The sequence below is a fragment of the Sessilibacter corallicola genome (genome assembly GCF_021290925.1).
Lineage (GTDB): Bacteria > Pseudomonadota > Gammaproteobacteria > Pseudomonadales > Cellvibrionaceae > Sessilibacter > Sessilibacter corallicola.
The window spans coordinates 38583-63401 of sequence record NZ_JAJSLX010000003.1 but is presented as its reverse complement, the minus strand read 5'-3'; the positions used below and the strand labels follow the sequence as shown (position 1 = coordinate 63401).

Here is a 24819-nt window from a genome sequence, read left to right as displayed (position 1 = left end):
GCTGACGGTTTCTATTGAGCACTTGTTCCAATAAAAATTTGAACACGATGGTTTTTGATGCATTGTTTATAGGGAGAATTTCTCAATGCTAGCGACGATGAACCACAATGAAATGCTTCCAATTGACGCATTGAATGAACTTGCGTCCTCAAGAGCCGAGGATTATAAAAACGCAGCGCCTTTTGCACACGGAGTGTACGATAATCTTTTTTCACCTGAATTGCTGGATGCAGTGATTGATGAATTTGAAGAAGGTGAAAAGCAGTGGCTCGAATTTGAATCAAAATACGAGAAAAAGCTGCAGATGAATCAAGACATCAACTTGCAGCCTATTACTAGAGCGTTCATTCACAACCTAAATTCAGCGCCTTTTTTACGTTTCTTAGAAAACTTAACCGGTATTGAAGGGTTAATACCCGATCCGTACTTATCAGGCGCAGGCTTGCATAAAATCCCGAAAGGCGGAAAGCTTGGCGTTCATGTTGACTTCAACAAGCACAGTCACATGAATGTGGTAAGACGAATAAACGTACTTATTTATTTAAACAAAAATTGGAAAGAAGAGTACGGCGGTCATTTTGAGCTTTGGGATGAAAAAAAATGTGCTTGCCAAAAGAAAATTTTGCCTGTGTTCAATCGAATGGCAATTTTTAGTACCACTTCAACTAGCTTTCATGGGCACCCAGTTCCACTGAACTGCCCTGAAGATCGTTCTCGCATTTCTCTAGCGCTTTATTACTACACATCAGCCCAGGGAGATCAGGCATCTAAAGCTCACAGCACTCAATTTTTGGACGAAGATGGTAAAAGAGACGAATTAAAATTCGAATTCTCTTTCGTCGATAAAGTAAAAAGAAAGCTAGGATTTGAAAAACACCTTTAAATTAGGTCTCAATCTAATCTTATGCAATAAAAAAGGGCTTATTCATTAAGCCCTTTTTTATTTTCAAAACAAATAACTTCAATTAAAAATCACTATACGTATTTTTAAAAATACTCTTCGCTAAATAGCAATATCATTTTTATTGTTAACTTTTCTGAAAAATTTACTGCTCAACTGACATTGCTCGTTGACTAGCAATCAGCTCTCGTAATTCATCAACAAACCCAACCATTTGTTGCAAAGTCAATTTAAACGTTTCATTTTGGGAATCCGATAATTCTACAGCAATGATATTATCGAACGGCGCACTGGCGTCAGGAGTTTGATCGGGCAACTGATACTCCAGTACTTCCTGAGTCAGTAGTTCGCTAAAATCCACCAATACACGAACAACGCTATTTCGATTGTGGTACAGGTTCTTTAACTCTTCTAATCCAGGATTATTAGACGACTCTTGTATTAATACTTTGAAATTTGCGATGACTCCGAATAACTGAGAAGACTCAGCAGTTGGCGATTTACCGCTGACATCAAACGCGTTAATTTCATGTAAGTAACACTGAAAAGCAGCACTTAAATGATGCATAACCGCTTCGAACCGCGCCTGAAACAGACGACGATTCTTAGCAATGGTTTCGGCAAATTTTTCAAGAGATTCGGTGCTTGAAGACTGTGGAAGCAAATCACGTTCAAGCTCGCCAACCATCAGTTTTGCAAAAGATAACTTCTGATTAACCAGCATTGAATACTCAGGCGACATAAAATCGATAACCTACTTTTTCTTAGCAGCTGCTTTTTTAGACTTTTCGGTTACAACCCATTTACCGCCTTCATAGAACGCCTTCCAACCTGTTGCCTTACCTTCTATTTCAGTCTGAATGTATTGTTCTTTGGTTTTTCTGCTGTAGCGAACAATGGTTCGATTGCCATCGCCATCGGTGACCGGCGCTCTGAACAAAAAGGCGTACTTGGGATCGATTTCGTCTTTGTGTGGCAGCAACTCGTCAATGTAAGGTGCTCGTGTTTCGCGATTTTTCGGAAACTGACTCGCAGCCAAAAAAAGACCTGACGCACCATCACGCAAGACATAAACGTCGTCCACCTTTTGACAGGCCAACTCGGGCATCGGTACCGGGTCCATTTTAGGTGGTGCAGGCTCTCCGCTTTTCAGCAGTTTGCGAGTGTTTTTACAGGTTTCGTTGGTGCAACCGAAATATTTACCGAATCGACCGGTTTTCAGCTGCATCTCACTACCGCATTTATCACACTCAAGAACCGGCCCTTCGTAGCCCTTAATCTTAAAGCTGCCCTGCTCTATTTCGTAACCGGAGCAATCAGGGTTGCGTCCACAAATATGAAGTTTGCGACTTTCATCAATTAGGTAGCTGTCCATTGCGGTGTTACAAATCGGACAACGGCGCTTAGCCCTCAAGAGTTTAGATTCTGCTTCTTCGTCTTTATCAGAATCCACCGCTTCGTCACCAGACACCAAGTTCATGGTATTTTTGCAACGCTCTTTGGGCGGCAGCGCGTAACCGGAACAACCGAGGAAAACACCCGTGCTGCCGGTGCGAATTTGCATATTGCGACCGCAAGACGAACATTCGATGTCGGTATTCGTCGGCTGGTTTTCGCGCATACCGCCGTCGGGCGATTGCGCTTTTTCGAGATGGGACGTGAAATCTTGATAAAAATCGTCGAGAACTTTTTTCCAGTTCATTTTGCCTTCGGCGACATCATCAAGCGTTTCTTCCATTCGAGCGGTGAAACTGTAGTCCATCAACTCCTGGAAGCTTTCTTGGAGGCGCTCTGTAACGATATCGCCCATTTTCTCGGCGTAGAAACGGCGATTTTCGGCCTTAACGTAACCGCGATCTTGAATGGTAGAAATGATCGACGCGTAAGTGGAGGGTCGACCAATGCCACGTTTTTCTAATTCTTTTACTAAACTGGCTTCGCTGTAGCGTGCAGGTGGCTTTGTAAAATGTTGGCTCGGGTCGAGCTTTTTCAAATCTAACTTGTCGCCCACTTTAATTTCGGGCAGAACCTGATCTTCTTCTTTTTTGCTAACAACCGGCTGAACCTTAAGGTAACCGTCAAACTTGATCACACGGCCGCGTGTACGCAACTCGTAACCTTCGGTTTCGATGACAACGGCAGTACTGATGTATTGGGCCGGAGGCATCTGACAGGCAACAAACTGCTGCCAAATCAACGCGTAGAGCCGCTCAGCGTCGCGCTCCATGCCTTTTAGCTGGGTTGGCTGAACACTGACATTCGACGGTCGTATCGCCTCATGCGCCTCTTGAGCACCCTCTTTACTGGAATACACGTTGGGTGACTCAGGCAAATATTTTTTACCGTAGTTCTCTAAAATGTAATCTCGACAAGATTCCACCGCTTCTTTACTGAGGTTGGTAGAGTCCGTACGCATGTAGGTGATATAGCCCGCCTCATAAAGACGCTGAGCCATGGTCATGGTCTTTTTAACACCGTAACCTAAACGGTTACTGGCCGCCTGTTGAAGCGTAGAGGTGATGTAGGGCGCCGAGGGTTTCGACTGTGTAGGCTTGTCTTCGCGATTACTTACGACGTATTCGGCAGGTTGCAATCGGGCAACCGATTCATCCGATTCTTCTTTGTTCTTCGGACGATAGCTTTTCCCGTCGTACTTTTTAACTTCAAAACGAATCGCGTCGTTGCCAGCGCTATTAAGGTCGGCAAAGAGCGTCCAATATTCTTCTGGGATAAACGCTCGAATCTCGTTCTCACGTTCAACGATCAGCTTTACCGCAACCGATTGAACACGACCCGCTGATAAACCACGCGCTACTTTTTCCCAAAGTAACGGCGACACCATGTAACCCACAACTCGATCGAGAAAACGTCGAGATTGCTGCGCTTCTACCCGGCTCATATCGAGTGGGCCAGGCGATTTGAACGCTTCTTGAATGGCCGATTTGGTGATTTCGTTAAACACAACTCGACGATAGCGGTCTTCATTACCACCGATAGCTTCGCGTAAATGCCAGGCGATGGCTTCCCCTTCTCTATCCAAGTCCGTTGCGAGATAGATGGTGTCAGCGTCATCTGCGAGAGATTTTAGCTCAGAAACAACGTTTTCTTTGTTGGGAAGAATTTGGTACTGCGCGGCCCAATCGTTTTCTGGGTCAATACCCATACGTTTGATGAGCTGTTCTTTGGCCTTGCGCTGTTTATGAATGACTTTTTCTTCAGGAGAAAGCTTCCGTGTAATTGCGGCTTGCCTTGCTCGCTCTTTCGGATCGACAGGTGTTTTAGAACTTCCACTGGTAGGAAGGTCACGAATGTGTCCGACACTCGACTTTACTACGTAGTCCTTCCCTAAGTATTTGTTGATTGTCTTGGCTTTTGCAGGGGACTCAACAATAACTAACGATTTTCCCATGTGATCCTTCTAAATTAGATTACTTTTTATACAAAAAGAGAAATTATCTGAGCTAGGTGCGCATATATAAGACCTGATTCATCAAGGGTCAAGGTTCCTTATAGCAAAAATTCACACATTAGCCACGCGATGCCCCATCAATTTATAAAAATTAAGTAAATATGTTTACATTTTGAATCATTAATTGCACACCTGAATATTTTTACTGATTTATAAGTGAACAATTTTAATTGTCTTTTTTCACCCGCCGATACACAAATAAAGTGCCAACTAAAACAGACGTTATGAGCGCCTCTTTTGCATTCATTCTATTTAGCATCATTTGTGTAGGGTCTTTGCTCGTTGTGAGTTGGGCGAATCATGTTGAGACGCGCAAACGAGTCATTCGATCAAGAATAGCTGTGCTTAAAAATCAATACGAGGAAATTCAGAACCTACTTATTACCGTTGATCAAACTATCGAACCCCGAGAAATTGCACGCATCACCAACGAAGAATCTCTCAGTATCCTCAAAGCCATGCATGAACTCGACAGTGAAGACGGTTACGTTAATTCAGCCATGAAAAATGCTCAGGCTTTGCAAGAAGAACTGAATCGAGAGATCAATTTGAATGAAAGAATTTATCGAATTCGAGAATCAGACTCTCAAATCGCCATTTCACACAAACATTTAGAAAAAGCAGCGGCGCTACTAGCGCACAAACAAACGCGGGGAGAAATCAGTGTTGAAGAATTAAACAGCTTTAAGTTGTCGCTCGCCTGGGGAAAATTAATGATTTCTGTTATTTCATATATTGCCCAAGGCCATCAAGCCATAAACCGAGGCGAATTATTACCCGCAAAAGCGTTTTACCAAAAAGCGTTATCAAATCTGGCGCACTCGTCTCACCCCGACCCCCGAAAAAAGTCGATGCTGAAACAAGTGAAAGAAATCATCGAAACCGACCGTGTCGCTCTCGACGAAGATTTAATGGTGGAAGTTGATCTTAATCCCGACCGCCAACAAACAGAAGATACCGACAAAGAAGCATCGTCGGCGTAAGTTAAAGTGCGTCGAGAAGTGCTTTACGCAACGATTCTAAAAACGTTTGAATTTCTGCCAGGTCGGCAGATTTTCGTTCATTCCAATCGACAAACACACCCGCAGGTGAGCAACCTACCGCGCTAACGTCTTCTAAAATCGGGCAATCCAACATCAATTGTTCAAAAGCATTTGCACCGGCACCCTCGCCATCGGCCCAATCCCAAGTACCTAACAGGTGCAATTTGTGTTCAAAATTCCGCTTAATTAACAACACTTGTGCAAACGGCGGTTTTTGAACCTGCCAAGGCAAGTTGTAGCGCATCAAACGATTGGTACTGAGTTTGAATCTTTCGGGCCATACGGTAACCGATACGCGAATACCAGAATTTAACGCCTGGGTTCTTAAATTAGAGAGTTTTTGCTGAGATTTTGTCGGCCGCATCATCATGATCGGACCGACCGCTAAAGCAACGGCCATTACTATAAATATCAGTGGCATCCAGGATTGCATTTTGTTGCACCAAATCAAATAATCTACAGAGCTTTGAGTTAACTTAGCAGTACAACTTACAGCCTCGTGCTCCCAAAGATCTTCTTACACTTAATTATGAGGTAAGTAACTATGAGCTCTTACACACACGTCATTGTTGGTTTGGATTTATCGTCTGAATCAAAACAAATCATGGAAAAAGCTAAATTCTTAGCTGAGTCCTCAAACGCCAAACTTTCGGTAGCTCATATCATTGAACCACTGCTGTTCACCTACGGTGGCGATATCCCCATGGATATCAGCTCAATTCAAGATCAAATTCACACCCAAGCCAAAATTGACCTGCAAAAAATTGGTGATGAATTCGGTATTGAGCAAGAAAACCAACACATTTCCATTGGCCAACCCGCAACAGAGTTGCACGAGCTTGCAGCCAAGGAAAAAGCGGATTTAATCATTGTTGGTAGCCACGGTCGGCACGGATTATCCTTAATATTGGGCTCGACGTCGAATTCTGTCTTACACGGAAGCCACTGTGACGTATTGGCAGTGCGGGTTAATCAAGGCTAATTGCCTTTATTTGCACAAAACTGAGCAACCACCTTTGCCACGCGTGTACCCAAATAGTAGGCGGTATCTGAGTCTACCGGGTGCACGTTATTTCCTTCGTATTCGCTGGCAGTAACACCGGCTTGGCAACCCAATCGATTAATTTTTCGAGCGTCGTAACCGGCCGCACTATCGAGTCCTAGCCAAATCATGCCGTGTTGATTGGCCAGCGTAGAAAAGTAATCGAGTGTCTTTCCCTGATCACCGTTGAGCGCACTGCCGCAAGTAAAACCCGCTGCAACCTTGCCTGCCCATAACTGGTTACACCAGAGTTCACTGGTTGCATCCGCGAAGGCTTTAAACTGGGCGGCTGGCCCGCCCATGTAGGTAGGAGAACCGAACACAATGGCATCAACATTGGCTAATTGATCCAGCAAAGAAAGAGTCGCAAACCGGCCTTCAACAATTTCTTTGCCCTGAATACGGTGCAATAACGTCGAGGCCCCTGGCAGAGTCTCGATTCCCTGCTTTATCTTCAACGCCAATGCGTGGGTAAGATCTGTTTGTGAAAAATACACAATCCCTATTTTTACCGACATCTATTAATCACTCGCTTATTCAGCTATTAGACAATAACTCACGCACCAGCCACCTTATCGGTGCGGCAACTCAATTCAAAGCCTGCTATGCCTCGCCATTAGCCATGGCCTCAAGCTCCATCCAGCGTTCAAAAGCTTCATCTAAGGCATTTTTAGCGGTTTCGTGTTCCGCTAATGAGGATTGAATCGCCTCTTGATCTTGATTGTAAAAATCAGGTGCGCTGATGGTTTCTTCTAATTGTGCAATTTGATTTTCGAGGGTTTCGAGCTGTTTGGGCAGCGCATCCAGCTCTCGTTGAAGTTTGTAACTGAGTTTTACGCTGGCTTTTTTTGCAGGCTTGTCGGTACTCGATGATGACGTTTGATCATTGGCAGTACCGGTTTTCTCGGTCGATGCAGCACTTTCTTCGGCGGGGGCTTTAGCATCGTCTGCGTCAATCCAACGCCCGCCCTGAGCAATCCAATCTTCGTAACCACCAACGTATTCTCGAACCACGCCTTGGCCTTCAAACGCAATGGTGCTAGTGACAACGTTGTTGAGGAATTTCCGGTCATGGCTGACCAGCAGCAATGTTCCAGAATACGCCCCCAATACTTCTTCCAGTAATTCGAGCGTTTCTACGTCTAGGTCATTGGTTGGCTCGTCCACCACCAACAAGTTACTTGGCTTGCTAAACAGTTTTGCAAGTAATACACGGTTTCGCTCGCCACCCGACAGTGCTCTCAACGGCGTTCGCGCACGTTCACCCGTAAACAAAAAGTCTTGAAGGTAACTGATAATGTGTTTTTGCTTACCGTCGATATCAATGAACTCGCGGCCTTCGGAAATGTTATCAACCGGAGTTGCATCCAAATTCAGTTGCAACCGCAGCTGATCAAAATAGGCCAACTCAAGATTGGTGCCGAGCTTTACTTTGCCATTAGGAGGCGACAGCTCTCCCAGAATGATTTTTAACAGCGTACTTTTGCCCGCGCCGTTGGGTCCAATCAGACCGATTCGATCGCCTCGGACAATCGTGGTTGAGAAATCATCAATAATTACTCGATCGCCAAAGCTTTGATGAACCCGCTCGAGTTGCGCGACCAACTTGCCGGAAATAGAAGCATCCGACAGCTTGAGGTCGGCACTGCCAACGCGTTGCTTTCTCGATTTTCGTTCATCGCGCATGGCCTTTAGGGCTCGAACTCGGCCTTCGTTGCGGGTTCTGCGTGCCTTAATGCCTTGGCGAATCCATTTTTCTTCTTCAGCAAGGCGCTTATCGAACAGCGCATTGTGACGTGCCTCTTCCGCTAATAACGCCTCTTTCTTTTCTAGAAACTTATCGTAAGTGCCTGAAAACTGAAGCAATTGCCCACGATCGAGTTCCACGATTCGATTTGCCAATTTTTCTAGAAAAGAGCGGTCATGGGTGATAAAAACGATGGCGCCATTAAAATTCAGCAACTGTGCTTCTAACCACTCGATAGTGGCAACGTCCAAGTGGTTAGTAGGTTCGTCCAACAACAACACATCTGGATTTCTGGCCAACGCCCGCGCTAATGCCACGCGACGGCGCCAACCACCAGATAAAGAACGCATGATGACCGTACCATCCAAACCGAGGCGGCTGAGCACGGTCTCAATGCGTTGACTTAACCCCCAGCCATCGCCAGCTTCGATGTTGTGTTGCAGTTTAGCCAGCTGATCGAAATCTTTTTCCGTTGATGCGCTGTGAGAGAGCTGCTCGTACTCTTTCAGCCATTGGGCCATTTCCCCAAGCCCAAGCGCCACCGAATCGTAGACAGTAAGATCATCGGCGTCGGGCAAATCTTGCTCTAATCGAGACAAAATCAGGCTGGGCTTGCGCCACACGGAACCGTCATCCAGCTCGACCTCGCCTGACAACACTTTCATCAAACTGGATTTTCCGGCGCCATTTCGGCCGATCAGACACAGACGATCACCGGCGACTATTTCGAGAGATTGCTTCTCGAGAAGTACAGTTTGTCCATAATTCAGACTTGCATTTTCCAATTTGATTAACGACATAAACTCTTACTGATTCCAATTCAAAAACGTATTTTATTACCAACACTCGGGCCAGGAGCGATTCTATAGGAACCAGAAATTAAAATGTGGGGAATTTTTAAATAAGCGTCTAGTCCATTAAGAGAAGATTGCGTGAGTACACCTTGGTGAAGGCGTCGATAAACAATGACAATGGGCACTCATGAGTATTTATGATAAGTTTTTGGTCTTACCAAGAAATAACTAGAAGTTTTTTCCAATCAATTGAAATACATCAGCTATTATGGTTAAAGTGTTGTGATGAATTTAGTGAAATTTGCATCTTTATAGGCGCGCCAGCTTGTATAAAAGATCTAAATATCTCTCTAGATAGACCCAGCATCAACGAAATAAACGGTTTAATGAATAACAAGTTGTACGCTGAACTCAACTGTTTTACCTGCTGAAAAGAGCATACTGAAGGAGTCAACTGTGCCTTTTTTTGAACTTTTATCGAGACAGCTAAAAGTTACGCACGCCCAATCAGCACAACCATTAGCCGAATCTAATACTGATGTTCGCCAATACCGCGCCGTCACTCTTTCTGGAAACGAAAGTCCCAAAGATACTAGTCCTAAAATCAGCAGCCCCAAATTAAAAACGTCAAAGTACCTATTTTCAGCTGGTTTAGCGTGTTTGCTAGCAGCTCATTCACAGATAACGCTCGCCGCAGACTCGCTCACTATTGAACAACAGCGTCAATTATACGAAGAAACCCAAACTAAACTGCGTTTAAAGAAAATCACTTATTCAGATGTTCCCTACGACAAACTCGAAAACTATCCCTTAACGTCGTACCTAAAATTCCAAGAATTAAACAAAAAGATTCGAACCGTATCAGGCACTGAAATTGACGCTTATTTGAGTGAATACCCTGGCTCATGGTTGTCCGATAGATTGCGTATTAATTGGTTAAAGCAATTGGCGTCTTCCAAAAAATGGACACAATTTCGGCAATATTACGACAGCTCGGTGAAGTCGATTGAACTCAAATGTATGTATTTGCAAGCAGAGTATCGAGCTGGCAATAAAGATATTCTCGGTGAAGTTGCCTCTGTTTGGAACCAAGGAAAGTCTCAGCCGAAAGCGTGTGATCGCATTTTTTCCACATGGCTAAAAAGTGATTACTTTACGCCAGAAATCGCCTGGAGCCGCTACCTAAAAGCCATAGAGAAGCGTAAACTTTCGCTAGCGTCGTATATTGAACGCCACCTCAACGACGACGTAAAACCGCTCGCCAAACAACTGAAGAATCTTTACCACTACCCTTCCCGCTTAAATCGATTATTGTCTAAAACAGATTCGCCCAAAGAAATCGAAGATGTTATTCATTACGGTGTAAAACGCTATTCACGGCACAACGCCAAAGCAACACTGTCGCTGTGGGAAAAATTCGATGCGGCTTATTTACTCGACGCCGACAAACGCAACGAAACCACCGAATATTTGGCGTACCGCCTGATTCTTGATGGCAAAAATGATCTCGCTAATCGTCTGCTTGAGCGCAATCAGGTAGTGTCTGAACGAATCATCGAGCGGCAATTGCGCGACGCGCTAAAACAGCAAGATTGGAAAAACGTAAAACTGGGCATTGCCAAGCTACCAGAGGAATCGCAACAGTCTCATCGCTGGCGATACTGGCAACTGCGAGCCAGCGAAGCACTGAATGAATTATCTAAAGAAAAAGCCCAGCAAGGGTATCTCGAACTGTCTGTCTACCGAGATTTCTATTCTTTCCTTGCCGCCGAACGTGCACAAATGCCCTATGAGCTAGCGCACCAATCGGTACAGCCCGCCGCTGAAACCTTATCGACCGTTGGCAAAATTCCAGCATTAGAACGCTCGCGAGAGCTGTTTAAATTGGGAAAAATTAACCAAGCGCGTATGGAGTGGCGATACGGTACTCGTGGATTCGATACACCGTCGTTAATTGCTGTTGGCGCCTTAGCAAACGATTGGGGATGGCACAGAAAAACCATTGAGTCTTTGGGTAAAGCAAAATTCTGGGACGATTTAACGCTCCGTTTTCCGCTAATTTATCAAGATGAAATCCAAAAAGTCGCAAACGCAACAACGCTAGCGCCTGAATATCTTCTCGCCATTGCTCGACAAGAAAGCGCTTTTGCGCCAGATGCGCGCTCCCCCGCTGGCGCCATGGGATTGATGCAGTTGATGCCTGCTACCGCGAATCAAACCGCCAAACGCATGGGCATTCCGTACCGCAAAAAAGATTTATTGGTTCCTCAACACAATATTTTGATCGGCGGTAATTACCTCGGGCAAATGCTGACCAGATTTAACGGCAATCGTATCCTTGCAACCGCAGCCTACAATGCCGGACCTCATCGCGTGAGCCGTTGGTTAAATCCAGAAAATAAACGTGTCGACTTTGATATTTGGATAGAAACCATTCCTTTTAAAGAAACACGCGGCTACGTACAAAACGTACTGTCTTACTCTTTGATTTACAGCCATTTGATGGGCGAAGAAAAGAAATTATTGAATCAAAAAGAATGGGAAGAACTGTTGTAAAAGGCTAAATCGTTCCTGTTTCTAAATCAGGGAAACTTACATTGATCATTGTTAGTTTCCCTGCCTTTCAAAAACTGTATTAACTCGATTCCAAACTGTTTTTGTAGTCTTGCACACGCTCTTGAACTGCATTAGCCACTTCATCGGGTTTAAATTTCGATAAGAACCGATTACATCCAACTTTGTCGACCAGCGCTTCATTAAAGGCTCCACTGAGCGACGTATGCATAATGATAAACAAGTCCTCTAACGCTGGGTTACTTCTGGCTTCATGGGTCAATCGATAGCCGTCCATTTCCGGCATTTCTGCATCGGTAATCATCATTAACAAAGTTTTCGTAATCGGCCCGTCCTCTGCAAGGGATTCCAATGTTCTTAACCCTTCAGCGCCGTTTTTCGCTTGAATGCACTCAATACCTAGGTTGTTTAAAGTAATTTTTAATTGTTGTCTGGCAGTGGAAGAATCATCAACAATAAGTACTTTTAGCTGATTGTTTAGCGCCCAATCTTTCAAATTCTCGTTTAAAACATCTTCCGATATATCAGTCGAATACGGCGTAATGTCGGCCAAAACTTTTTCGACATCAATGATTTGTATCAACTGATCATCAAAGCTGGTAATTGCCGTTAAAAAATGGCCATTTCCGGTGGTGGGCGGTGGCGGCAGAATCGAATCCCAGGTCAAATTCACAATTCTATCGACAGGACCAACCAGAAACCCCTGCACAGAACTGTTGTACTCGGTGATAATTAAATTGGTTTTTACCTCGCCGTTATACAACGGCGAACGCCCCAGTGCCGCTTGCAGGTCAACCACAGAAAAACTCAAACCGCGAATATGAGCAACACCGCAAATTGCGTAGTGTCTATTAGGAACTTCTGTCAGAGGCGGTAACTGAACAACTTCTCGAACCTTAAATACATTGATTGCGTAGATCTGTTTCCCTGCGAGTCGAAATAACAGCAACTCCAATCGGTTTTCACCAACCAGCTTCGTTCTACTATCAATTGATTCTAATAAAGAAGTCATAAATGCCGAATCCAAGAGTCATCTGCTTAAAGTTTAGCAGTTCTATTGAATTCGGCCCGACTCACAAAGACTTGAGGCTTTTAATCCAAGCACTAACATCGGCGGTAACAAACGGCCAACACATCATCTGTTCGGCCAACTGAGGGGGAATTTCTGGAGTTTCAGGCGTTAACTCTGACGATTGATTAACAGGCAACGAATCGACAAGACCATCTAAATAGTGAGCGTCTAAAAGATTAGAATTTAAGGTGATGGCTGGAATACGAGTGGCCAATAACGGGATCAATACCTCTGAATCAATAATATCGTATTCAACGAGCGTTAAACCAAACTCCGACAACACCGGCCAAAGCTCAATTTTTGCTTTGTTACACAAAGTACAACCGACCGTTGTAAACAAAATGAGTTGTTTATTTTCACTCAAGGTAATTTAATGTCCTAAATTAAAAAGAAAATACTCAATAGGTGGTTTTAAAAAAACCACCTAAAGGCCAACTAATCAAAGGCTACTTAACTTAAAAATCTATCTGACTTTAATAAAAGCAAAAGCGATTTAGAAAGCCACGACTATAGTGGCAATAATTAATAATCCAACCACCGCAGTTGCGCCAATAACAAGCTTGGTTGTCAGGTTGCTTCTCTCAAATTCCACTTGATTGGTCGATTGAATTTTTTCTCGATTTTTATTGTCGGGGTTTCTCGTCGTAATCGATTGCGGTTTTGCTTTCGTAGCACTCGACGTTCGCGCCTGTTGATCCAATTGAGAATTCAATTCGTTAATCGACATGGGGCGAACCATGGTTTTATCGAGATCTTCGCTAACAGGGCCTTTTACCTTAAACGCCAGCGTATCAAACCGTATTTCATCGTCGTGATGAATAATTGCATGAGTAATCGATTTACCATTAACAAAGGTACCGTTCGAGGAATTTAAATCGTGGATCTCTAAATTATCACCATTGATTTTAAATTCGGCGTGGTGCCTAGAAAGATGCGCCAACAAAATAACAATGTCGCAGTCGTTTGACCGCCCTACCGTTGTCCCGTCATTGAGTTCGTAATGATTTCTCGATAAGCCTGTTTGTTGCGAGACCAAACTCCACGGTGATGTCTCGCCGGTATCAATCGGTGGCATTACCTTGGCTGATAAATCGCCACGTTCCGCTTTGGGGTCACTCACGGTAAGTTTGGTATTGCCAATGGTGATTTGATCGTTAACTTTCAACCGCGCTTTCGACTCCAGTGGCTTATTATTAATCATCACCGGAAACTCACTTTTGCGGGTAATGATCAGTTCTTCACCACGCGCCCAAATTTCTACATGAGTGCTGTCGACCTGAGGGTCATTTACAATTAAATTATTAGTCGGTCCTCGGCCAATTGATACTTTAGGCTCAACCAACCAAATACCTTCCTTGGATCCACCCTCAACCTTTAATTTGAGCATAAACAATCTCTAAAACGAAAGAAAAAGATATTAGTAATTTAACGCATGAAGAATTTAGATGCCACACTCACTGAATAACTCATCAAAAATAAGTTGACAAGTTTGTTTTAAATAAAACGCCAAGTTATTCATAAACTGGTGGTTTTTACCTTATAGAGGATATCAGTATACTGTAAGACTTGATAAATGATTGGGAATTCAAAAACACTATGGAATTAAATTATTCAGCCCAAACCCATCCTGGAGCGGTCCGTGCAAACAATGAGGACTCGTTTTCAGCCGATACGGACTTGGGGCTGTTTGTGGTAGCCGATGGAATGGGCGGCCATAGAGCGGGAGAAGTTGCTTCGGCTATGGTAATTCACCAATCCCATAAATACATTGAGCAAGGCCACTCACTTGTTGACGCACTGCGACAAACACACAAAGATATTTTAAAAGCGGGCGATTCTAATCATCGCGCAATGGGCTCAACTGCGGTGGCAATGGCCAGCAACGAATTGAGCTATGAGATCAGCTGGGTTGGAGATAGTAGAGCCTATCTTTGGGACTTTCGCCCGGCAAAAATGTGCTTAACACGTCTCACAAACGACCATTCGTTTGTTCAAACACTGATTGACCGTGGCACTATTAGCGAAGACGAAGCACGTGTGCACCCGCAGCGAAACGTCATTACTCAATGCATGGGAAATCAACAGCAAAAAGAAGTAAACGCGGAGTTACGGCGATTATACTGGAAACAAAAACAATGGATTATATTGTGCAGTGATGGCTTAACCACGGAATTGACTGATAAAGAAATTATGAAAATTCTTAATAAGTGTGAGTCACCTCAAGACGCCGTCGATCAGCTTTTAAACGAAGCCATCAATCGCGGCGGCAGCGACAATATTACCATTGTTGTCGTAGATTCTCCGGTCAAAGATAGCGTTATTGGTAATCTTTTGGGCGGACTTCAATCTTTAATTCGGCCTTCATCGTCACGAACATAAGCAGCAAAGACTATGGATCTGCCCGGCTACAAAATTCTGAAAAAAATCAGTCAAGGTGGCATGTCGACGGTTTATCTAGCACTGCAAGAGCGCTTAGATAGACAAGTCGCTTTAAAAGTTATGTCACCGGCACTGAGCGCAGATCAGGCTTTCACTGAGCGATTTCAACGTGAAGCCAATATTGTCGGCCAATTGTCGCACCCCAATATTATTTCGATTTACGATATTGATGAACACAACAGCATTAAATACATTGCGATGGACTACTTGCCCGAGGGGTCCGTCGTCAACCGAATTTCCGAAAACATCACACCCGCTGAAAGCTTAAAAGTTGTACAGGAAGTATTACTTGCCCTCGAACACGCTCACAACAAAGGCTTTATTCATCGAGACATAAAACCCGAAAATATCTTGTTTCGCAGCGATAAAACTGCGGTTTTAACAGATTTTGGAGTAGCGCGTGCGGTAAGCAGCAACACTCAGATGACCAATGCAGGAACTGTATTGGGTACACCGAATTACATGAGCCCAGAGCAAGCGCGCGGCAAAGAGCTTGACGGCACATCCGATATCTACAGCCTCGGTGTTGTGTTCTACGAGATGTTGATGGGCTCACCACCGTATAAAGGCGAAGAAGCCGTTGCCGTAGCGATTCAACACCTCACCTCTCCGGTGCCCAAATTACCGCCCGAATTGTCGATTTATCAGTCTTTAATCAATCGAATGATGGCAAAAAAGCCGCAGGATCGATTTAAATCAGCGCGCGAAGCGTTTGAATTTATCGATGGCTTGAACACAACCCTGGCTCGGCTACAGAAAAACAAAAAACCCACAGAAAGCCACGAAATCTCCACCTTAGATTTGTTCAAGGCTTTGGTAACAACCAGTTACGGCAACATTACCAGGTCTGTTAAAGCTGTTGTTCCCGGTTTACAAAATCGTCCGCTCACTCAAAACGGCAACTCCGATAGCGCGACCGAAGTTCGAGTTCGGATCTTTGGTACGGGGGGTATTGGGCAAATAGCTATGGCGCGAATTAATCAGCGTCTTATCGTTTTGTCGGCAATTTTAATTGGCCTTTGTATCGCCAGCGTGTTTTATTTTTACCCCTCCGGCAGCAGCGAATCCGCAAAAATTGCAGCTCCAGCTATTACCTCAGGTTTATCTAACGGTGGAAACTTAGCGCAATCATCGGGTAAAAATTCGGATACTGAATCAATCAATAACTCCCAACTTTCTGTAACAGAATCCGGCGATAAAAATAAAAACGCCTCAACAATAGAAGCACAAACAACGTTATCGTCGGATGAAACAGCTCTAAGAAATACCCTCACGCAACTCACTCAAGAAGCCGCCGCGAAAAAATTTGCTTTAACCATACTGCCAAACCCTAAAAAAGCGCGTGTGCGAATTATGAACATCAAAGAAAAATACGCGCCGGGAATTAAACTTTTGCCCGGAAAGTATTTAATTGAAGTTCGTCAGCCCGGATTTTACCCCTACGAACAATGGCACACCTTGGAGCAAAGTAACTTAAAGCTGCCAGTAAAATTGAAACCTGCGCCTAAGCCAGGGGATTTAATTCAAGACGCCATTGATGGCGACACCCCAGGTCCGGAAATGATTGTAATCGGCCCAGACGCTTTCATCATGGGCAGTTTGAATTTTCCAGATACCCAACCAAGACGTGAAATCAATTTAGATTATTCTTTTGCTGTCAGTCGAACCGAAATTACTTTTGCCGAATTTGATGTATTCACACAAGACACCAAAGCTCCTAAAATTGGCGACCAAGGCTGGGGGCGGGAAAATCGCCCGGTCATCAATGTTACCTGGCAACAGGCTAAGGAATACGCCAAATGGCTTTCGAAAAAAACGGGACAACCCTATCGCCTAATTACCGAATCAGAATGGGAAATGATTGCCAGTAACATTGGCACTCAAGAATTTTCCTGGCCGGGCGCTAGAGAAGATGGCCGAACCAAAGTGAATTGCCGAACCGGCTGTCGCAGCCATTACTCGCCATTGATTGGTAAGCGACGCACGGCACCGGTAAAAAGTTTTCCGCCGAATGAACTGGGCATATTTGAACTCAGTGGCAACGTAGCGGAATGGACGGCAGATTGTTATTACCCGAGCTACGATACCAAAATTAATCAAAAAGATTGCAAATTTAAAACCGTGCGTGGCGGTAGCTTTGAAGATTCACTAGACGAAATGAGCGTATTCCGGCGTGAAAGTGTCTCTCTCGAAGCGTTTGATCGAGATCTTGGATTCAGAGTGGTTTTGGAATTACCGGGATTGTAACCCACCATTTTTCTGTCATTCATTTCTTCTGCAATCCATTACTTAGCTATTATTCTCTTACCCAGTACCCTCCTCAGTTATTCTGGATCACAACATGATTACCAATTTAAGAGACGTCGCAGAAACAGTAAATTGTTTAGTCGGCGAAGAAATAATGATTGAGGGACGACTTTATCGCGGTGGAACCATCAACGATCTGTTTGATCGTAGCGAGTTACCTGACGTTAAAACCGTCGTTAATTTAAGAACTGGCGAAGATAAAACGTTTGAGGGTATTGCGAATATCCATATTCCCGCCATTGATTCCATAGAAAACTATTGTACCGACAACCATCAAGTAAAAAACTGGTCCAACCGAGTGCTCAGTGCCCTCAATAATGCAGCATTATTTCCGATATTAATTCACTGCACAGCAGGTAAAGACCGGACTGGCGTTATTGTTGCCCTGATACTTAAATGCATCGGAATACAGGAAAGTGTTATTGTTGATGAATATCTGCAATCTGAAGGCGTTAAAGGCCCTCAAAATATAATTACCGCACTCGAAGGCTTTGGTTCGTTAGAAGAATACGTGTACGACCAACAAATCATAGACTGCTTGAAACAACAACTTCTTGTTAAGATTAGCTAGGACCTGCTAGCCCTACTCTGTAGGGTAAACAATTCATTTAAATTTGTTTTTTCAGCGTTTGAATTTTATCTCTTAGCTCAGCAGCCAATTCAAATTCCAAATCTTTCGCGGCTTGCATCATCTTCTGCTCAAGAGTGTTAATTGTTTTCCAAATATCCTGACCTTCTTCGATGATAATATCGTCTTTCGATTTCTTCGAACGCTTACTGGATTTGGAGCCGCCCGTTGCAGAGAAATGAGCGCCTTCCATAATATCTGCGATGCGCTTTTTAATCCCTTTTGGCGTGATGCCGTGCTCTTCGTTGTAGGCCAATTGTTTGGCTCGACGGCGTTCGGTCTCATCCATTGCGCGCTGCATAGAACCGGTAATTTTTTCAGCGTACAAAATGGCTCGGCCATTAACGTTTCGAGCGGCACGACCAATGGTCTGAATCAACGAGCGCTCCGATCGTAAAAAGCCTTCTTTATCGGCATCAAAAATCGCAACCAACGATACCTCGGGCATATCCAAGCCTTCACGCAACAGGTTGATCCCAACTAATACATCGAATTCACCCAAGCGCAAATCACGGATAATCTCCACTCGCTCTACAGTGTCGATATCAGAGTGAAGATAACGTACGCGCACGCCGTGATCTTGCAAATACTCGGTAAGGTCTTCGGCCATGCGTTTTGTGAGCACGGTGATTAGAATGCGTTCATCGGCTTCTACCCGCTTACCAATTTCACTCAAACAGTCGTCAACTTGTGTGGTTGCTGAGCGAATTTCAATTATCGGATCAACCAATCCAGTGGGCCTTACAACCTGCTCAACCACTTGGCCCGCGTGCTCACCTTCGTAATCACCGGGTGTGGCAGACACAAAAATCATTTGGGGCGCGAGTCGCTCCCACTCATCAAATCGCAACGGGCGGTTGTCCAACGCCGAAGGCAGACGGAAGCCATACTCCACCAAGGTTTCCTTCCGGGACCGATCGCCGCGATACATACCGCCAATTTGCGGTACGGTGACGTGAGATTCGTCGATCACCAACAGAGCATCTTCTGGCAAGTAATCAAACAATGTGGGTGGCGGCTCGCCCGGATTTCGGCCCGATAAATAACGCGAATAGTTTTCGATCCCTGTGCAATAACCCAGCTCTTGCATCATTTCTACGTCGTATTTTGTCCGCTGATCGATACGCTGTAACTCCACCAGCTTATCAGCCTCGCGCAGCTGTTCGCTTCGATCCACCAATTCTTCTTTGATGTGGTCGATAGCAGACAAGACCCGGCTGCGGGGCGTTACATAATGAGACTTAGGATAAATGGTAATACGCGGTATTTTTCGGTGAACTTCCCCGGTTAAGGGATCAAATACCGAGATGTTTTCGACTTCGTCGTCAAACAATTCAACCCGAATGGCGTCGCGATCGGAATCCGCCGGGTAAATATCAATCACTTCACCGCGTACTCGATAGGTTGCCCGGTGAAAATCGGCGTCGTTGCGGGTGTATTGCAGCTCAGCCAAACGATGCAATATCGCGCGCTGGTTAATCTGATCACCTCTGACCAAATGCAGTACCATTTTCAGGTAGGAATCAGGATCACCCAAGCCGTAGATAGCGGAAACCGTGGCCACAATGATGGCATCTTTACGCTCCATCAGCGCTTTCGTAGCAGACAAGCGCATCTGCTCGATATGCTCGTTAACCGAGGCATCTTTCTCAATAAAGGTATCGGAAGATGGAACGTAAGCTTCGGGCTGGTAGTAATCGTAGTAAGAAACGAAGTACTCCACCGAATTGTTGGGGAAGAACTCTTTAAACTCACCGTAGAGTTGCGCCGCTAGAGTTTTGTTGTGCGCCATAATCATGGTTGGGCGCTGCACTTGAGCAATCACATTAGCGATAGTAAAGGTTTTACCAGAACCAGTAACCCCAAGCAGCGTTTGATGGGCCAATCCAGATTCAATGCCTTCGACCAATTTATCAATGGCTACAGGCTGATCACCCGAGGGTTGGAATTGACTCTCGACTTGGAATTGCTTGCTCATAGGTTCTCAAAGTAGGTAAAGTACTGGTTTTTTGAACAGTAACATAATTAACGCCTGTAGACTAATTTCAGTATCTCTTTTCGATGATCACCACCCTGATCATTATTTGTACAAACACTAGAGCGCCAACTTGAGCCTAAGATCAAGTTTCGACGCTTATCGTGGGAATCCAGTAACAGAAGCTACTTGTAGAAAGAAACTATTTTTGAAAGAAGTAATTTTTGTAGGAAAGCTATTTCTGAAGGGAAACCACCGAAGAAAAACAGTCGTGTTTGGTGGCAGAACGTTTCAACGGATTAAAATCGGGTAATTTGAATTGAGCCGCAGCTTTAATATCAATAGGCCGGCAGAAATAAAATCCTTGAATGATTTCACAACCGTAATCTTGAAGAATTTCAAGCTGGCTTTGATTTTCAACACCTTCAACAACAACCGTTAATTTCAGGTTTTCTGCCAGCGCAACAATCGCATTGACTAACGCTTGTTGTTTATCATCGACTTCAATTTCAGTGATAAAACTACGATCGATTTTTAATTTATCGACTTGCAAGTCTTTCAAACGCGCTAACGAAGAGTAACCAACACCAAAATCATCAATGGCAACTTTAATTCCCAGCGCTTTTAATTCGTAGAGTTTTCGGGTTAACACATCAAAGTTAGAAATCAACGCGGTTTCGGTAATTTCTAACTCCAAACGATAAGCCGGAAAATCCAATTCGAGTAATATCGATTGAATGTCAGAAATAAAACTCTCTTGATTAAATTCAACCGCTGAAATATTTACCGATACCATCGCATTTTCAGGCAAATGGGCTTTTACCGCGTGAATTGCTTTTCTTAATACACATAGGTCAATTAACCGAATAATCCCGATGTGCTCAGCAACATCAATAAACTCACCAGGATTGATTAACTCGTCATCATGATACCAACGCGCTAATACTTCGTATGTCACAATCTCGTTAGAAGTAGCATTGATTTGCGGCTGAAATAAAACCGCTATTTCTTTATCAAAATCTGCGTTTCTAAGACTATTTTCTAGGTAACGGCGACGGCGCATTGAGCTACCCACTTCTTGATCGAACACCGCACAATCCGATTTGCCGGTTGTTTTCACAAGATACATCGCAGTATCGGCCGCCTGAATGAGAGACTCCGCGGTTCTGCCGTGTTCAGGGTACAGTGCCACCCCAATACTAAACTGAACAGTCACCAAATGGTTCTCAACCATAATTGAGGTTTTCTGACAAGAGATTAATTTTTCAATAACCCCGTCGAGATGATCTCTGTTCTCACCCAAGTCCATAAAACACAAAAACTCATCGCCACCAATTCGACATAACATATCGCTTGGCGCCATTTGCTGGTTGATAAGTTCAGAGACTTTATAAATCAGTTCATCACCGGCTGTGTGACCATATTGATCGTTGACATTTTTTAAATTATCGAAATCAATAAATAAAACAGAGAGCCTTAAATTGTGACCATGGTCTGATTGAATTTTTTGCGTCAAATGCTCGAACGCCATGGTGCGATTCGGCAATCCGGTCAATCGATCATAATACGCTAATTTAGCAATGTAGCGTGTAAGATGTTTGTTATCCGAAAATCGGCGCAACGTATAAATAATTGACCCAGCAGTTAACCAAAGCAAAAACAATAAAATGCCATTCAGATTCCATTGTTCATAATATTTACTGAATGAGGTGATATCGCTAATCAGCTTTATATCAGCTAATACGCATAAAAACGTCAAGAAAAAGATGATAAAAAGTCCGAGCGGAAGCTCTACTCGAGCCTGTCGACTTTTACGAATAAAGTATTCTGTTTGGGCTAAATGTTTTTTTATTCTCTTCAAAAAATAACCCTACGAGTCTATCTATTTACCAATTATTACTTACCCAACCGTAAGCTTAGTCGAATAAAATGTAATTCCTAGCGACTTTCCTGTATCAAAGCGTAAATAACACTAATACAAGATTATCGAATAAATAAACTTAATTTTTGTAAACTATTGCGTCAGCAATTTGACAATTACACCTTCTCAGCACGTTTCTGGGTTAAATGTGTTAAAAATAAAGCAGCATTGTCATTGACAAACAACCGTGTAAACCTTTAATTTGCCGGGGTAAAATAAGCTGATGCAGTAAAAAATATTGTAAAAGTAAATGATGCTTTACTTTTTGAGTGCTTGACTTTCTAATAGGTACAAATATCAATAAGTAAAAATAACGACATAATAAGTATAAATACCAGAATCGCTAAACTACACACTACTGATGCTTAAAATAAATCATAGAATAATTAATAAACAAAAATAAAAACACATTTATATTCAGCATGCCCTATTAAATAGAATCGCCTAATAATAAGAACTGTATAAAAAGCTTGAGAAGCCTCTGGTTAATCTCAAAAGCATTCATGATTAAAATCATTAGCGAACCCTAATGACACGGATATTTTTGCGTTGGGAACGACCCAGATCATCGACAACCGTAATGTTGTGAACGCCTGGCTTAGCCGCCCAACTCAGTGATGACTGCGAAGGCACTTGACCAATATATTGATTATTAACAAACCAAAATAATGTTGTAACATCACTGTCTACTGATGCTTGAAATTCAATCGTATTGTCTTCACCGCTGCGTATTGCATATTCAATAGACGATAAAGGAGAAATAATCACCGGTATTTGCCCCGATGAACTGGTAACCCCAAGATCACAATTGGCTTCATAAACCGGCGGTGTTTTTAAAGAAATTCCTGCTTGTTGAAATATGTGCAAAAAATCCGAAGGCCAAAACTCATACACTTTTAACTCTGTATTTTTGTTGGTGCCACCACAACTTCGCAAACCAGTGTCTTTATTAATAGCAACTTGCCGATGCACAGTAGAGACTTTAATTGGAGAAACTCCAGGAATAAACCAAGATTTTACCGACCGTGGGCAATGTTTACCTGAAAGATCTCCGGTTGATGCGCAAACATCCACTTGAGTTAAATTCAAGGCATTAAGATTAAATTGATCTTCTAAACGCCAGCCTTGATTGGGAAACACAGTAGAAAAAATAGCATGCAGTAATGGACCGGCCGCCGTTCGCCCAACAAAAACCGGGTTCCCCTCACCAGAGAAGTTACCTACCCAAACCGCTAGTACATAAGGCCCAGAGACACCCACCGCCCAAGCGTCACGAAACGCCCATGATGTTCCTGTTTTCCAGGCAATATCGTTTTGTTGTGGATTTTTGGTATCGGTGTCAATACGACCAGGCGCGGGATTTTGCCGCAAGATATCCAAGGTTAAAAAACTGGCTTCTGGACTGATTAAATAACGTGATTGCTGAGATTCAGTATGAACGGTCGCCAGAGGTTTAAATTCCCCTCCCCGAGCCAAGCCAGAATACAAAGACGCAAGTTCTAACATTGAGACCTCGCCGCCACCAAGCGCAAGCGCCAGTCCGTAAAAACTCGGTGCTTTAAGGTCTTTAACACCACCGGCTTCTAAAAAGCGATAAAAACTGGATTGGCTCAATTGCGCCTGTAAATCCACCGCGGGTACATTGCGACTTTCAATCAGCGCCGTTTTTGCAAACACCGGCCCTAAAAATTTTTTATCGAAATTTTCCGGTGAGAAGCCACCGTAACGACGCGGGGAATCTCGCAACATTGTCATGGGGTGAATCAACCCCTCATCCATCGCTAAAGCGTACACAAAAGGTTTCAATGCAGAACCCGGCGAACGCTTGGCGAGAGCCCCGTTTACTTGACCATCAATGGGTTGCGAGAAAAAATCCGCAGAACCCACCATGGCCTCGATTTCATTCGTCTGATAATTCACCAACAACGCTGCGGCGTTGGTGATACCTTCTCTGGATCGTCGAGTAATATAATGTTGTATTTGAGTTTCAATTCGCTTCTGTAAACGCAAACCCAGTGACGTTGTAATGACGCCTGTCTGGGAAATCGGCAACTCGGCTAAAGTAAACTCACTAAAATGAGGCGCTTTAAACGGGAGATCTTTCAGTGTAGAAATTGCCATCGGCAAATCAAGCAGAGATTTTTTATCACTTATATCTTCGAAAGATGCCTCAGGGGAAGCACCCGGATATGTACCGGAGTATGTGCTGGGAAAAGTATCGAGCCAACGATCAAACAATCTTTCACGTGCATCGCGAATGTATTGCCAGCTGTCTTTAACTCCCGGTGCTCGCTTGTTCGGATTCTGAGGCACAACGCTGAGCGTTAACGATTCTAGCCACGTTAATCGATCGGGTGTTTTATTAAAATAAATCAGACTGGCTGCGCCAATACCTTCGACGTTTTGCCCGTAGGACGCTAAGTTAAAATATGCTTCTAAAATTTCTTTTTTTGAATAATGATGATCGAGCTGAATTGCGCGGTATATTTGCTGAAATTTCCCAGAGATTGTCGAAGATGGAATTTTCCATCGTAACCGCGCAACTTGCATAGCAATGGTAGATGCGCCCACGCGGCGCTGCTTTACAACATACGTTGACCAAAACGCTCGTAAAATCGCCGAGAAATCCACCCCCACGTGTTCGTAAAAGTGTTGATCTTCGTAAAGTAATGTTGCTTGAATTAGCGATGGGGAAATATCATCGATCGACTGAAATAATCGATACCGATCGTCACTGGCCAAGCTTATTCTGAGCAATTCACCATTTTTATCGAGCAAGGCTCGCGAATAGCTGGTGTATCGATACAAATCCGGTTTTGGCGCGACATAAATACTGACGACCGTGACAACAATAGCCAAAACACTCAAAGCGACCAAGCCAATGATTAGTCGCTTTGAATGCATCAA

At 43.8% G+C, this 24819-nt stretch carries 18 protein-coding genes; 7 read left to right on the top strand and 11 right to left on the bottom strand.

Annotation, left to right across the window (positions count from 1 at the left end; translation table 11 throughout):
* Positions 1–85: 85 nt before the first annotated feature.
* Positions 86–883, top strand: coding sequence for a 2OG-Fe(II) oxygenase (locus LU361_RS14535; RefSeq protein WP_233089607.1), 798 nt, complete (start codon positions 86–88; stop codon positions 881–883).
* A gap of 163 nt (positions 884–1046) precedes the next feature.
* On the opposite strand, the gene LU361_RS14530 is transcribed toward LU361_RS14535, so the two are convergent.
* Together LU361_RS14530 and topA are read right to left on the bottom strand one after the other, a co-directional pair.
* The gene (locus LU361_RS14530; RefSeq protein WP_233089606.1) at positions 1047–1643 is read right to left on the bottom strand and encodes a DUF6586 family protein; all 597 of its coding nucleotides are present in this window, start codon (positions 1641–1643) and stop codon (positions 1047–1049) included.
* 12 nt (positions 1644–1655) lie between these two features.
* Entirely contained in the window at positions 1656–4310 is a 2655-nt protein-coding gene (gene topA / locus LU361_RS14525) for a type I DNA topoisomerase (protein ID WP_233089605.1), read from the bottom strand.
* 401 nt (positions 4311–4711) lie between these two features.
* On the opposite strand from topA, the gene LU361_RS14520 reads away from it, so the two are divergent.
* Positions 4712–5353: a hypothetical protein gene (locus tag LU361_RS14520; RefSeq protein ID WP_233089604.1), complete on the top strand. Its 642-nt coding sequence runs from the start codon at positions 4712–4714 to the stop codon at positions 5351–5353.
* Between the two features lies 1 nt (position 5354).
* Here LU361_RS14520 and LU361_RS14515 read toward each other — a convergent pair whose 3' ends face one another.
* The gene (locus tag LU361_RS14515; RefSeq protein WP_233089603.1) at positions 5355–5846 is read right to left on the bottom strand and encodes a hypothetical protein; all 492 of its coding nucleotides are present in this window, start codon (positions 5844–5846) and stop codon (positions 5355–5357) included.
* Positions 5847–5957: 111 nt separating this feature from the next.
* Between LU361_RS14515 and LU361_RS14510 the strand changes: the two genes are divergently transcribed.
* Positions 5958–6395 carry a universal stress protein gene (locus LU361_RS14510; protein WP_233089602.1) on the top strand — a complete coding sequence of 146 codons (438 nt, stop codon included), beginning with the start codon at positions 5958–5960 and terminating at the stop codon, positions 6393–6395.
* Here the strand turns inward: LU361_RS14510 and LU361_RS14505 are convergent.
* Together LU361_RS14505 and LU361_RS14500 are read right to left on the bottom strand one after the other, a co-directional pair.
* On the bottom strand, positions 6392–6973 hold the full coding sequence (locus tag LU361_RS14505) for a flavodoxin family protein (RefSeq protein ID WP_233089601.1): 582 nt from the start codon (positions 6971–6973) through the stop codon (positions 6392–6394). The genes LU361_RS14510 and LU361_RS14505 overlap by 4 nt on opposite strands.
* An 85-nt stretch (positions 6974–7058) precedes the next feature.
* The gene (locus LU361_RS14500) at positions 7059–9002 is read right to left on the bottom strand and encodes an ATP-binding cassette domain-containing protein (protein ID WP_233089600.1); all 1944 of its coding nucleotides are present in this window, start codon (positions 9000–9002) and stop codon (positions 7059–7061) included.
* A 450-nt stretch (positions 9003–9452) separates the two neighbouring features.
* Here LU361_RS14500 and LU361_RS20375 point away from each other — a divergent pair, with 450 nt between their 5' ends.
* A complete protein-coding gene (locus LU361_RS20375; RefSeq protein ID WP_233089599.1) occupies positions 9453–11552 on the top strand; it encodes a transglycosylase SLT domain-containing protein in 2100 nt (699 codons plus the stop codon).
* 79 nt (positions 11553–11631) lie between these two features.
* Here the strand turns inward: LU361_RS20375 and LU361_RS14490 are convergent, their stop codons facing one another.
* The 3 genes from LU361_RS14490 to LU361_RS14480 all read right to left on the bottom strand — a co-directional run bounded on the left by LU361_RS14490 (position 11632) and on the right by LU361_RS14480 (position 14029).
* The gene (locus tag LU361_RS14490) at positions 11632–12582 is read right to left on the bottom strand and encodes a chemotaxis protein (RefSeq protein WP_233089598.1); all 951 of its coding nucleotides are present in this window, start codon (positions 12580–12582) and stop codon (positions 11632–11634) included.
* A gap of 61 nt (positions 12583–12643) precedes the next feature.
* Positions 12644–13006, bottom strand: coding sequence for a glutaredoxin family protein (locus tag LU361_RS14485; protein ID WP_233089597.1), 363 nt, complete (start codon positions 13004–13006; stop codon positions 12644–12646).
* A gap of 129 nt (positions 13007–13135) precedes the next feature.
* Positions 13136–14029 (bottom strand): FHA domain-containing protein, encoded by an 894-nt coding sequence (locus LU361_RS14480; RefSeq protein WP_233089596.1) that lies wholly within the window; start codon positions 14027–14029, stop codon positions 13136–13138.
* A 209-nt stretch (positions 14030–14238) separates the two neighbouring features.
* Between LU361_RS14480 and LU361_RS14475 the strand changes: the two genes are divergently transcribed.
* The 3 genes from LU361_RS14475 to LU361_RS14465 all read left to right on the top strand — a co-directional run bounded on the left by LU361_RS14475 (position 14239) and on the right by LU361_RS14465 (position 17959).
* Positions 14239–15021, top strand: coding sequence for a PP2C family protein-serine/threonine phosphatase (locus LU361_RS14475; RefSeq protein ID WP_233089595.1), 783 nt, complete (start codon positions 14239–14241; stop codon positions 15019–15021).
* Positions 15022–15033: 12 nt separating this feature from the next.
* Positions 15034–17328 carry a bifunctional serine/threonine-protein kinase/formylglycine-generating enzyme family protein gene (locus LU361_RS14470; protein ID WP_233089594.1) on the top strand — a complete coding sequence of 765 codons (2295 nt, stop codon included), beginning with the start codon at positions 15034–15036 and terminating at the stop codon, positions 17326–17328.
* 94 nt (positions 17329–17422) lie between these two features.
* Positions 17423–17959, top strand: coding sequence for a tyrosine-protein phosphatase (locus tag LU361_RS14465; RefSeq protein ID WP_233089593.1), 537 nt, complete (start codon positions 17423–17425; stop codon positions 17957–17959).
* A 37-nt stretch (positions 17960–17996) separates the two neighbouring features.
* Here the strand turns inward: LU361_RS14465 and uvrB are convergent, their stop codons facing one another.
* From uvrB to pbpC, 3 genes are all read right to left on the bottom strand, one after another.
* The gene (gene uvrB / locus LU361_RS14460; RefSeq protein ID WP_233089592.1) at positions 17997–19994 is read right to left on the bottom strand and encodes an excinuclease ABC subunit UvrB; all 1998 of its coding nucleotides are present in this window, start codon (positions 19992–19994) and stop codon (positions 17997–17999) included.
* A gap of 232 nt (positions 19995–20226) precedes the next feature.
* Positions 20227–21852, bottom strand: a complete 1626-nt coding sequence (locus LU361_RS14455; protein ID WP_233089591.1) for a putative bifunctional diguanylate cyclase/phosphodiesterase — start codon at positions 21850–21852, stop codon at positions 20227–20229.
* 576 nt (positions 21853–22428) lie between these two features.
* Positions 22429–24816, bottom strand: coding sequence for a penicillin-binding protein 1C (gene pbpC / locus LU361_RS14450; RefSeq protein WP_233089590.1), 2388 nt, complete (start codon positions 24814–24816; stop codon positions 22429–22431).
* Positions 24817–24819: the final 3 nt, after the last annotated feature.